This is a genomic window from Streptomyces sp. NBC_01723 (assembly GCF_036246005.1).
Taxonomy (GTDB): Bacteria; Actinomycetota; Actinomycetes; order Streptomycetales; family Streptomycetaceae; genus Streptomyces.
The window spans coordinates 4,418,340-4,429,779 of sequence record NZ_CP109171.1; the positions used below are offsets into that span (position 1 = coordinate 4,418,340).

The 11,440-nt window shown below is 70.3% G+C and carries 9 protein-coding genes and 1 tRNA gene; 8 read left to right on the forward strand and 2 right to left on the reverse strand.

Annotated features, from left to right (window positions below):
* Positions 1–47 precede the first annotated feature (47 nt).
* From OIE75_RS20500 to OIE75_RS20510, 3 genes are all read left to right on the forward strand, one after another.
* The gene (locus tag OIE75_RS20500; protein WP_307014087.1) at positions 48–1,253 is read left to right on the forward strand and encodes a DNA polymerase III subunit delta'; all 1,206 of its coding nucleotides are present in this window, start codon (positions 48–50) and stop codon (positions 1,251–1,253) included.
* A 105-nt stretch (positions 1,254–1,358) separates the two neighbouring features.
* Positions 1,359–2,975 carry an alpha/beta hydrolase gene (locus tag OIE75_RS20505; protein WP_329471729.1) on the forward strand — a complete coding sequence of 539 codons (1,617 nt, stop codon included), beginning with the start codon at positions 1,359–1,361 and terminating at the stop codon, positions 2,973–2,975.
* Positions 2,976–3,093: 118 nt separating this feature from the next.
* A tRNA-Thr gene (locus OIE75_RS20510) sits at positions 3,094–3,170 on the forward strand.
* 125 nt (positions 3,171–3,295) lie between these two features.
* Here the strand turns inward: OIE75_RS20510 and OIE75_RS20515 are convergent.
* Entirely contained in the window at positions 3,296–4,954 is a 1,659-nt protein-coding gene (locus OIE75_RS20515) for a tyrosine-type recombinase/integrase (protein ID WP_329471730.1), read from the reverse strand.
* Positions 4,951–5,652, reverse strand: a complete 702-nt coding sequence (locus OIE75_RS20520; RefSeq protein ID WP_329471731.1) for a helix-turn-helix domain-containing protein — start codon at positions 5,650–5,652, stop codon at positions 4,951–4,953. Before OIE75_RS20520 ends, OIE75_RS20515 begins: the two co-directional genes overlap by 4 nt.
* A 94-nt stretch (positions 5,653–5,746) precedes the next feature.
* Here OIE75_RS20520 and OIE75_RS20525 point away from each other — a divergent pair, with 94 nt between their 5' ends.
* From OIE75_RS20525 to OIE75_RS20545, 5 genes are all read left to right on the forward strand, one after another.
* A complete protein-coding gene (locus OIE75_RS20525; protein ID WP_030404206.1) occupies positions 5,747–5,977 on the forward strand; it encodes a hypothetical protein in 231 nt (76 codons plus the stop codon).
* A 233-nt stretch (positions 5,978–6,210) separates the two neighbouring features.
* Positions 6,211–7,512: a DUF3631 domain-containing protein gene (locus OIE75_RS20530; RefSeq protein WP_329471732.1), complete on the forward strand. Its 1,302-nt coding sequence runs from the start codon at positions 6,211–6,213 to the stop codon at positions 7,510–7,512.
* A gap of 445 nt (positions 7,513–7,957) precedes the next feature.
* Positions 7,958–8,809: a DUF2637 domain-containing protein gene (locus OIE75_RS20535; protein ID WP_329471733.1), complete on the forward strand. Its 852-nt coding sequence runs from the start codon at positions 7,958–7,960 to the stop codon at positions 8,807–8,809.
* Between the two features lie 322 nt (positions 8,810–9,131).
* Positions 9,132–9,692: a MobC family plasmid mobilization relaxosome protein gene (locus OIE75_RS20540; protein ID WP_329471734.1), complete on the forward strand. Its 561-nt coding sequence runs from the start codon at positions 9,132–9,134 to the stop codon at positions 9,690–9,692.
* Positions 9,689–11,401, forward strand: a complete 1,713-nt coding sequence (locus tag OIE75_RS20545) for a relaxase/mobilization nuclease domain-containing protein (RefSeq protein ID WP_329471735.1) — start codon at positions 9,689–9,691, stop codon at positions 11,399–11,401. The genes OIE75_RS20540 and OIE75_RS20545 overlap by 4 nt, the downstream gene beginning before the upstream one ends.
* Positions 11,402–11,440: the final 39 nt, after the last annotated feature.

An 11,440-nucleotide genomic window follows, 5' to 3' on the forward strand; every position in this document is an offset into this window, starting at 1 on the left:
TGCGGCGCGGTGCGACGGCGGAGCGTGACGGAAGGACGGCGTGACCCATGACCGTGTGGGACGACCTCGTCGGGCAGGCGAAGGTGAGCGAGCAGCTCACCACCGCTGCCCGGGACGCCGACGCCTTCGTCACCGCCGCCGCGGCGGCGGGCCCGCTGCCGGAGGCGTCGAGCATGACGCACGCCTGGCTGTTCACCGGCCCGCCCGGCGCGGGAGTCACACAGACGGCGCGGGCCTTCGCCGCCGCGCTCCAGTGCGTGAGCCCCGACCGCGCCCTCGGGGGCGTACCCGGCTGCGGCTTCTGCGACGGCTGCCACACGGCACTCCTCGGCACCCACGCGGACGTCAGCACGGTGAGCGCGGTGGGCGCAGAGATCCTGGTGCGGGACATGCGGGACACGGTCCGCAAGTCGTTCACCTCGCCGGCGAACGGCCGCTGGCAGATCATCCTCGTCGAGGACGCCGAGCGGCTGAACGAGAAGTCGGCCAACGCCGTCCTGAAGGCCGTCGAGGAGCCCGCCCCGCGGACCGTCTGGATGCTGTGCGCCCCGTCCATCGAGGACGTTCTGCCCACCATCCGCTCCCGCTGCCGCCACCTGAATCTGCGCACACCGTCGGTGGACGCCGTCGCCGACATGCTCGTACGCCGGGAGGGCATCGAACCGGACCTCGCCGCCGCGGCGGCCCGTGCCACCCAGGGCCACGTCGAGCACGCCCGGCGCCTGGCCACCGACCCGGCCGCCCGGGAGCGCCGCGCCGCCGTGCTGAAGATGCCGCTGCGGGTCGAGGACGTCGGCGGCGCGCTCCGGGCGGCCCAGGAACTGGTGGACGCGGCGGCGGAGGACGCCAAGCAGCTCGCCGAGGAGATCGAGACCAAGGAGACCGAGGAGCTGAAGGCGGCGCTGGGCGCGGCCCAGGGCGGCCGCCTGCCACGCGGCACGGCAGGCGTGATCAAGGATCTGGAGGCCGACCAGAAGCGCCGCAGAACGCGCACGCAACGCAACAGCCTCGACCTCGCCCTGACCGACCTCACCGCCTTCTACCGCGACGTCCTCGCCCTCCAGCTCGGCTCCCGCGTGGCGATCGCCAACGCCGACGCGCAGGACGCCCTGGACCGGCTGGCCCACGGCAGCTCACCCGAAGCGACCCTCCGCCGCATCGAGGCGATCGCCGCCTGCGGTGACGCCCTGGACCGCAATGTGCCGCCGCTGCTGGCGGTGGAGGCGATGACGATGGCGCTCAGAGCGGGCTGAGCCCGGCCGCCGTCCTGGCGCCGCATCCGCTTGACGGGGTAACACGAACGAGGCACGCGATCCACGCACCGCATCAGTGTCGTCGCGGAGAGTTACGCTCGCTGAATGCACACAAGGCGCACTCACCGCAGGACCCGCATCGGCGGCAACCGGATCCGAGCCACGTTCCTCGCCGCCGCGCTGCTCGCCACCGCCTGCTCGGCGGGGGGCGCGTCGACGTCCGCCGGTCCGGCGGCGGAGGCGGCAGGGGCGACGGAGGCGGCGACGGCGTCCCTGGCCCCGCTGCCGAAGGCCACGCCCGCCGAGCTGTCGCCGTACTACGAGCAGAAGCTCGGCTGGCGCGACTGCGGTGTCCCCGGCTTCCAGTGCGCGACCATGAAGGCCCCGCTCGACTACGCGAAACCGGCCGAGGGCGACGTCCGCCTCGCGGTGGCCCGCAAGAAGGCCACCGGCCCCGGCAAGCGCCTCGGCTCCCTTCTGGTCAACCCGGGCGGACCGGGCGGCTCGGCCATCGGCTACCTCCAGCAGTACGCGGGCATCGGCTACCCGGAAAAGGTCCGCGCCCAGTACGACATGGTGGCGGTCGATCCGCGTGGCGTGGCCCGCAGCGAGCCCATCGAGTGCCTGGACGGCCGCGAGATGGACGCGTACACGCGGACCGACGTCACCCCGGACGACCAGGACGAGACGGACGAGCTGGTCGACGCGTACAAGGAGTTCGCCGAGGGCTGCGGGGCGGACGCGCCGAAGCTGCTGCGCCACGTCTCGACGGTCGAGGCCGCCCGCGACATGGACGTCCTGCGCGCGGTGCTGGGCGACGACAAGCTGACCTATGTCGGAGCCTCGTACGGCACGCTCCTCGGTGCGACGTACGCCGGACTCTTCCCGGACCGGGCCGGGCGCCTGGTCCTGGACGGCGCGATGGACCCGTCCCTGCCCGCCCGCCGGCTGAACCTGGAACAGACGGCGGGCTTCGAGACCGCCTTCCAGTCCTTCGCGAAGGACTGCGTGCGCCGTGCCGACTGCCCCCTCGGCGACCGGGACACCACCCCCGGCCAGGTCGGCAAGAACCTCACGGCGTTCTTCGACGACCTGGACGCCAGGCCGATCCCCGCCGGCGACGCCGACGGCCGCAAGCTCACCGAGTCCCTGGCCACCACCGGCGTGATCGCGGCGATGTACGACGAGGGCGCCTGGCAGCAGCTGCGCAAGTCGCTGACCTCGGCGATGAAGGAGAACGACGGCGCCGGTCTGCTCGCCCTGTCCGACAGCTACTACGAGCGCGAGTCCGACGGCGCCTACAGCAACCTGATGTTCGCGAACGCCGCCGTGAACTGCCTCGACCTCCCCGCCGCCTTCTCCTCGCCCGACGAGGTCCGCGACGCCCTCCCCGACTTCGAGAAGGCGTCCCCCGTCTTTGGCGAGGGCCTGGCCTGGGCCTCCCTGAACTGCACGTACTGGCCGGTGCAGGCATCGGGCGAGCCGCACCGCATCGAGGCCGCCGGTGCCACCCCGATCGTCGTGGTCGGCACCACCCGCGACCCGGCCACCCCCTACCGCTGGGCCGAGGCCCTGGCCGACCAGCTCTCCTCCGGGCGCCTCCTCACCTACGAGGGAGACGGCCACACCGCGTACGGCCGCGGCAGCACCTGCATCGACTCCGCGATCGACACGTACCTGCTCCGCGGCACCGCCCCCGAGGACGGCAAGCGCTGCTCGTAGCGACCCCTCCGCCACCCCATCCGCCTCGGAACCCTGGCCTCCGGGGCGGGTACGGAGCACCCCCGGAAACTGTGTAGACTTACCGACGTCGCTGATCGCACCATGGTGCCCAGCACAAGCCGCCTTAGCTCAGATGGCCAGAGCAACGCACTCGTAATGCGTAGGTCTCGGGTTCGAATCCCGAAGGCGGCTCCATTAAACCCCAGGTCACATAGCCCGTGACCTGGGGTTTTCTGTTGCTCGGGGCGTGACGGGTCTCACGGCCGGGTTGCCGTGACTTTGCCTGCGTGAGCGATGCGTGAGCGGAGCCGCCCGGGAACCTACTTCTGGGACTTGCCGCGCTTGGGCTTCTTGGTGCCCTTGCCTGGGGCGTTCGCCTTGGTCTTCGGCTTGCCGCCCTTCGCCTTGCCGGCGTTCTTGGCCGCAGCCTTCTTGGCCTTCTCCTTCTTCGCGGCCTTCCGTGCCGCCTTCTCGGCCTCGGCCTTGCGCTGAAGGGGGACCAGCTTCGCGGTCGCCTCGGCGGCGCTCCTGCCGACCTGGGGCAGGACGCTCTGGTAGATGTCCCGAGTGATCCGGGTATCACTGTGACCGAGGGTGTCCGACACGATCTTGATGTCGATGTCAGCGGCGAGCATCAGGGTGGCGGCGCCGTGGCGGAGGTCGTGCAGACGGATCGGCGGAAGTCCGGATGCGGCGACGAGACGCTCGAAGAGATCGGTCACCTTGCCCGGGTGGAGCCAGGACCCGTCCTCCTGGGTGAAGACGTTCCCCGTCTCGACCCAGGCGGTGCCCCACTCCTGGCGGTCGGCCTCCTGCCGCGCACGGTGCCGCTTCAGAACGTCCACGGTGTCGTCGTCGAGGGCGACCACGCGATACCCGCTGTCCGTCTTGGGATCGGACGCCTCGACCCCCCAGCCGTCCTGCACGAGTTGGGAGGAGACGGTCAGGGCGTGCGTGTCGAGGTTCGTCTCCGACCACGGCTGCCCGCACGCCTCGCCACGGCGAAGGCCACGGAAGGCGATCAGGTGCCACATCGCGTACAGCCGGTCTTCGGCGACGAAGTCGAGGAACGCTCCTGTCTGCTGCGGCGTCCAGACCATCACCGGCGACGGCTTCTCGCCCGTCTGCTCCCACTTGGCGACCCGCTCGTCCGTCCACACGAGCGCCTTCGGCTTGCGCACGGGATCGATCTCGACGTGGGCGGCGGGGTTGAAGGTGATGATCTGCTGCCCGATCGCGTCGTTCAGGGCCGCGCGGAGGGTGGCCTTGACGTGCTGGCGCGTGGCGGGGCCGGTGACGCGGCGGAAGGGCGGCATCTCATCGATCGCGATCTTCATCGTCTTCCGGCGGGCGCGATTCTCCCCGCCCTTCCACGGTATGGTCGCCAGCTCGTCGAGTGCGGCGCGCCGTTGAGCGTTGTCCTCCAGGATCTGGGCGTTCGCGTCGCGGATGTCGGTGAACATCTCGCTGAGGTGGCTCACGCGGAGCCGGTCCAGGCGGCGGTTCCCGATGTGAGGCTTCAGGTGCACGCGGATGTCGGTCTCGTAGCGGTTGAGGCCGGACTTGCGTATGCGCTTGCCAGCCAGCCACCGGTCGAGCCACTCGGCCACGGTCAAGCTGCCGATGAGGTCCTGGCCGGAGTGGAGACGCCGCCTCGTCTCCTCGACCTCGGGCAGAGGCGACCGTTCGCGGCTGACCTCGGCCAGCATCTCGGCGATGAGTTCGGTGCCCTCCGGGTCGTCCGATTCGGCCAGCCCGAGGAGGGCGCGCACGTGGTCGAGGTCGGCCTGGGCCGCCTTGAGGCTGCTGTACCCGCCTCGGGCGAAGGAGCGCCGACTGCCGTCCTCGCGGGGCGAGAGCTCCTGGCGTACGGAGTAGGTGCAGTGGTTCCTGCTGTTGCGCTTGGGGCAGGAGGTGCCGAGTTCCTTGCCGGTCTTCGGGTCGCGACAGGAGCAGCGGCGGTAGGTGGAGCCCTTCAAAGATCATTCTCCTCGGTGGTCTCGGGATCGCTCCCGGATGAGTCGATCGCGGTGGCCACGTCTGGCCACAGGGACGGGGGAGTGACGCCCTCTTCCCGGATGAACGCGCGGATTCTGCGCAGGTGGCTGGCGGCGTCGTCGGCCGCCTCGGCGGCACGGGCCTGAGAGCGGAGGGCCTCGGCTTTACGGTCGGCGTTCGGGGCGGTCTCGGCGTGGTAGCGCGCGTGGTCCTCGTCGCGGCGCGCCTTCCGTAGTTGCTCCTCGGCGGCGTGGTGGGCGCGGAAGTAGCGGAGCATGTCGTCGTCCGTGCCGAGGTCGGTCTCCTCCCCGGTGAAGCGGCGCAGCGCGTCCAGCGAAGTGGTGGGGTGCTGAAGCGGGAGTCGCTGCACGTCGTCGACGTAGCCGACCGGGTAGACGAGGCAGATGGGCGGGGTGTTCAGGGCTTCGGCCAAGACGATGACGTCGACCAAGGGCAGGTTGGAGCGGCGTCCGGACTCCATGTTGGCGATGACGTTGCGTGGGATCGGGTGGCCGATCTCCTCGCACTTGTCGGCCAAGTCCTGTGCACTCCAACCCAGTTCCTTCCGTCGTCTGCGGACTTCGGCGGCCACGGTGGCCATTACCCGATCCACCCACTCCGGGACGTCGTCCTCGTCGTCGACCTTCTTGGATCCAGGATCGCTACGGCGCTGTGTCATTTAGACACAGTAGCTCGCTTAGCGTTGATTCCAAGACCTGGAGACGGACGCGATGGGCGCGTTCGCCGTGGGCTCAGTCATGGATGGAGCACGCATGCGCGAGAACGAAGAGGCCGGCCGAGCGAAGGGGATGAGCCGCGAGGAGCTCCTTGAGCTCCCCGCAGCCGTTGACCTGGAGACGGGAAACCGGGCGCTGGGACTGGGCCGGAGCAAGGGGTACGAGCTGGCCAAGCGCGGCCAGTACCCGTGCAAGGTGCTCCGTCTCGGAAACGCCTACCGAGTGGTGACCGCAGACTTGTTGGCCCTGCTGGGGCTGGCAGCGTGAAGCGCCTGACGCGTAGCAGATGGTTCTGCGCTGAGCTGACACAGAAACGCTGGACTGTGGCACGGCGTGGACGTACTGTCCGTGGTCGCTCGCGGTGCCGAGAGACCCGCGAGCAGAGAGGCAGCCTCCGGCGGTGCAACGCCGGAGGCCCCGAGACTCCCCAGCAATCCCGTGAGAACCGACCCGGCGGCAGGGGTGTGCAAACCCGAAACCGCCAGACGAGGAGCCGCCCAGTGCAACCCGAGAACTCCGAGTCCTATTCCGCCCCCGTACGAGCGGCTTGGCCCGCCACAGCCATCCCCGGCCGGCCCGGCGCCCACCTGAGTCCCGCGCAGGCCGACGGCAGGGTGGACCCGAGCGACGGTACGGACGATGACAGCGCCAACGAGGCGGACCCGGCGATCGGCCTGGAGGCCATGCCCGACGCGGAGCCGACGGTCAGCTCGAAGGCTCTGGACGAGCTGCGCTCGCAGATAGCCCGGTTCGTGATCCCGCCCTCCTCTGAGGCACTGGACGCGATCACTCTGTGGGTGGCAGCGACACATCTCCAGCCGGCGTGGCAGCACGCCCCTCGGTTGGCAGTGGTGGGGCCGGCGAAGCGCTGCGGCAAGTCGCGGTTGCTGGACGTGCTGACCGAGACGGTCCACGAGCCCATGCTCACCATCAACACCACACCGGCGGCCATCTTCCGCTCGATCCACGAGGACGAGCCGCCGACGTTGCTGGTGGACGAGGCCGACACCATCTTCGGCCCCAAGGTCGCGGAGAAGAACGAGGAGACGCGCGGCCTGCTCAACGCCGGCCATCAGCGCGGCCGGTACGTCACCCGGGTCGTCGGCAACGACCACACCCCGCACAAGTTCGCCACCTTCGCGATGGCGGCCATCGCGGGAATCGGGGACCTGCCCGACACGGTCATGGACCGGTCGGTGGTCATCCGCATGCGGCGCCGGGCCGAGGGCGAGAAGGTCAAGCCCTTCCGCTCCCGCCGGGACATCCCCGCCCTGCACGAGCTGCGCGACCGCATCCACGCACTGGCCAGGCCGCTGCTGGAAGACGCCGCGAACCTGGAGCCGGACATGCCGGTCGAAGACCGCGCCGCCGACACGTGGGAGCCCTTGGTGATCGTCGCCGACCTGGCGGGCGGCCGCTGGCCCCGGCTGGCGCGGATCGCCTGCGCGCGGATGGTCGCCGCCGAAGTGGCGGCAGAAGAGGACCACCCCAGCGGGGCGCGCATCCTCGCCGACATCCGTCGGGTCTTCTTCGCCCAGAGGGAGGCGGACAGCCTCTCCACCGAGGATCTTCTGCACTACCTGAACGCGGACGCCGAAGCCCCGTGGGGAGAGCGAGGCCGCTACGGCCTGACCGCCCGCGAACTCGGCGCAATGCTGCGCGACTACGACATCCGGCCCGGCAATGTACGCATGGCCGACCGGACTCAGCGCAAGGGCTACATGCGCCACAAGTTCCTCGACGCGTGGCGGCGGTACTGTCCGGCCGTCCACCCAGTCGACGCCCGCCGCGGCGAGAGCTGATCCGCGCCTCCTGGTTGCCGTACTTGCCGTCCCTGCCGTGATCTCGCAGGTCAGACAGCACACCGGCAAGACGTCAGCCAGGGGCAAGACGGCAACGCAGGCGTTTCCAGGAGTGCTGCCCGCCGGAGACGCTGCCGAGATCCGTCTTGCCACGTCCCAGGCGTCCATGCCGTATCGCCGCAGCTCACAGCCTTGCCTATTGGGACGGACGGTGCTGCGCAGCCGTCCCTTCACGGGACACACCGACCCAAGCAAGCCCGCCCCGACGGCGCCTTTCTTGTCCCGAGTCGGGACAAGAACGCCGCACATCTGTCCCGACTCGGGACAAGACGCCAGCACCCGCCGGGACGGCACATCAGGAGAGCTGCCGTCCCGCCATGACCTGCACGTGCAACGGCCGAGACGGCAAAGACGCCGCACACCGCTACCCCCAGGAGCCTTCCGCTTGACCACTCCGCCCCTCACGCAAGCCCCACAGCCGCACGATGACGTCCCCAGCGAAGGGCGACCGAAAAGGAAGGCTGACGCCGAGCAGTTCGCGCTCGGCGCGGCCGGCATCGTCATCGTCGCCCTGACCGCCGGAGCGTTCTGGCTCTCCTACGCGCACCTGGCTGACGTCGCCGGCCAGCACGGGCTCGGAGCGTCGCCCATTCGCCGCTGGGCCTGGCCTGCCACCCTGGACGCGTTCATCGTCGCGGGCGAACTGCTCATGCTGCGCGCGGCACTGCGCCGCGTCACGGACCCGTGGGCGATCGCCGTGACCGCCGTCGGATCGGTCGGCTCCATAGCGCTGAACGTCGCCGGGGTCAGCGGCACGGGCAACGCACACCCTGTCCCGTTCCTCGACTACGTGGTCGCCGCCGTCCCTCCGGCCGCCGCGATGGTCGCCTTCGGTGTCCTCATGCGACAGATCCACCAGCTCGTCGCGCCGTCCGACGACTCCCCGAACACCGGTTCCGTACAGACGCCGGAGCAAGCGGTCGGCGACTTCAGTCACAGCCACCTGCCAGACGCCGCTCCTGCCGGTTCACGAGCCGCCGGCGGTGAGCGGACGGAACCCGCGGCACAGGTTCCGGAGGGCAGACCGAGCGGTGGCCGTCCGGCGAAGGCGACCATCGCGGAGCTGGCGGATATCGGCCGGGCCGCCGGTCACCAGCACGGCAAACTCACGCGCGGCCTGCTCCGAGCGGCAGTGAAGGACCGGGACCTGACGATCGGCAGTGAGCGGCAGACCGAGGTGATGGAACTGCTTCGGCCGGAACTCGAAGCCGCCGGGATCGAGGTCTCCAGGCGCTGACTGCCATGTGCTCGGGTGACCGGAACCCTTCCGGTCACCCGAGCTCCGCCAGCCGCCCCGCAGATTTCCACACCTGTGGACAACACGACGACCACCGCCGGGCAGGCATCCTCGCCCCCGCCTGCCAGCCGTACCTGGAGCATCTTCCTTGACGCACGACGAGCACCCGCCTGAAGACACCCATGATGAGACACCTGTGTCGTCGCATTCCCTGACGCTGCTGGGACGTCTACGGCGGGCGTTCGGACGGACGGCCCCTGGCGGAGCCAGTAGTACCCCGAGTCCGACTCAAGGCCGGTCTTCGGGGGTCTCCGCCCCGGGGGTGGCGGAGACGGCCCGACGCCAGGGGGCGCCGGACCAGGGGGTCGGCGCCGAGGGCGGCCCCGACCCGGACACTCTGCACGCTGCCCAGCAGCAGATTCTCCGCCCCGAGCCCGCAGCCACCCCGGCGGCCGTTGAGCGAGACGTGCAGAGCGTCCAGCCAGCGATCCGTCGTTTCACCGGCACGAAGCGGACCATCCGTGTCGGTCCAATGCGGTTCACCAGCGACGAGCACGTCAGGCTCCAGGAGGCCGCCGCCGAGCACGGCTACAAGGGGGAGTCCGGTTTCGCCGCCGACATCGTCCTCGCCTTCATCAGCGGCCGGTTCACGGCGAACCTGCCGCTGTCCGAAGACCGCCGCCGCACTCATATGTTCCGCGCCCAGGTGCTGCGCGAGCTCAACCGCATCGGCGTCAACGTCAACCAGATCGCCCGCGCCCTCAACAGCGACCTGACTCCGCCCGACATCCGTCACCGTCTCGACGAACTGGACCGCCTGCTGGAGCTGATCGCCGAGGCCCTGCGTGAACCCGCTGGTGACAGGAAGGACCAGGCCGCGTGATCGCCGCCATCAAACCGGCCGGGTCCAACACCCGTGGCCTACTCGCCTACCTCTACGGCCCCGGCCGTCACGACGAGCACACCGACCCGCACATCGTCGCCAGCTTTGCCATGCTCGGCATGCCCGACCCTGGCCGCGACGAGGACGCCACCCTCACCCAGCTCGCCCGCCACCTTGACGAGCCTGTCCAGCTCCGGAACAGCGAGTTCGGCAAGAAGGTCACCGACCACGTCTGGCACTGCCCCGTCCGCGCAGCCCCCGAAGACAGTCGCCTCTCGGACGCCGAGTGGGCCAAGATAGCCCAGCGGATCGTCGAAGCCGCCGACATCGCCCCCGCCGGAGACGACCTCGGCTGCCGTTGGATCGCCGTACGCCACGCCGACGACCACATCCACATCCTCGCCACCACCGTCCGCGAAGACGGCCGCCGCCCCAGGCTCCACGACAGCGGCGTCCGCGTCGGCGACGCCTGCCGCCAGATCGAGAAGGACTACGGCCTGCGCCAGCTGAAGAAGGGCGACCTCACGGCCGGACGCCGGTCCACCCAGGCCGAGATGCACAAGGCCGAACGGCTCGGCTGGGAACAGACCAGCCGCGACTGGCTCCAGGACCGCATCCGTGCCGCCATTCCCCACGCCAGCAGCGCCGAGGAACTTCTCGCCTACCTCGAAGCAGACAACATCGCGGTCAAACCCCGCCGCGGACCGTCCGGAGACCTCCTCGGCTACGCCGTCGGCCGACCGGGCGACCTCAACAACGACGGCGAACAGATCTTCCACCCTGGTGGAAAGATCGCCCCCGACCTCACGCTTCCCAAACTCAAGGCCCGCCTCGAAACCACCGTGCTGGAGGAGCACCCCACCGCCCGCCGCGACCAACCTGCCACCCCCTGGCACCAGGCCACCGACGCCCTCGACACCCTCCGCACCGACATGGCCGACGACACTCATGCCCAGGCCCACATCACCGCGCTCGGCGAACTCATCGAAGCGACTGCCCAGAAAGCCCCCGCCCACCTCCAGGCCGAACTCCGAGCCGCGTCACGAGCTTTCGCCCGTGCCCAGCGCTCCCAGATCCGCGCCGAGAACCAGGCCGCCCACACCCTGCGCACTGCCGCCCGCGACATCGCCCACACCGCCACCGGTCCCGACGCAAGCGTCCTGGCCACCCTGCTCGCCGCCCTCGTTTGGGCTACGGTCCTCGCCGCCCACTGGCACGACGCGAAGAGCCACGCTCACCAGACCGAAGCCGCCTGCCAGGCCCTTCACCACGTTCAGGTGGCAGCCGATCAGGCCCTCACACCTGTTCTCGACGGCCTCGCCACCCGTCAACCGAGCGAGCAGGCTCGCCGGACCCTCGTCCACGACGTCTGCGCCGCCATCCCCAACCACGCCGACCGCATTCTCAGCGATCCCGCCTGGCCCGCCCTCGCCGCCGTCCTCGCCGATGCCGAAGCCGGCGGCCACGAGCCCCACCAGCTCCTCAAGGAAGCCGCCGCCCAACGTGAACTCACCACCGCCCGCCAACCCGCACGGGTCCTGATCACACGCATCCAGCACACGAGCCGCAACCCGGCGCCGAACCTCCGAGCCGAAGCCGCCCGCCGACGGACCACCATGCGGCTATCCGCGCTTGGACCCGCACTGGATGGGACACAGCCCGCCTCGCCATTGGTGTCCGTGCACCCGAACAACCGCCCACGGCGGTGAGGGCGCTGGCTCAGCCATCAAGCCCGGTCCGCGCACTTT

Coding starts and splice junctions, on each gene's coding strand:
- OIE75_RS20500 (WP_307014087.1), top strand. CDS start 48: ATGACCGTGTGGGACGACCTCGTCGGGCAGGCGAAGGTGAGCGAGCAG.
- OIE75_RS20505 (WP_329471729.1), top strand. CDS start 1,359: ATGCACACAAGGCGCACTCACCGCAGGACCCGCATCGGCGGCAACCGG.
- OIE75_RS20520 (WP_329471731.1), bottom strand. CDS start 5,652: ATGACACAGCGCCGTAGCGATCCTGGATCCAAGAAGGTCGACGACGAG.
- OIE75_RS20525 (WP_030404206.1), top strand. CDS start 5,747: ATGCGCGAGAACGAAGAGGCCGGCCGAGCGAAGGGGATGAGCCGCGAG.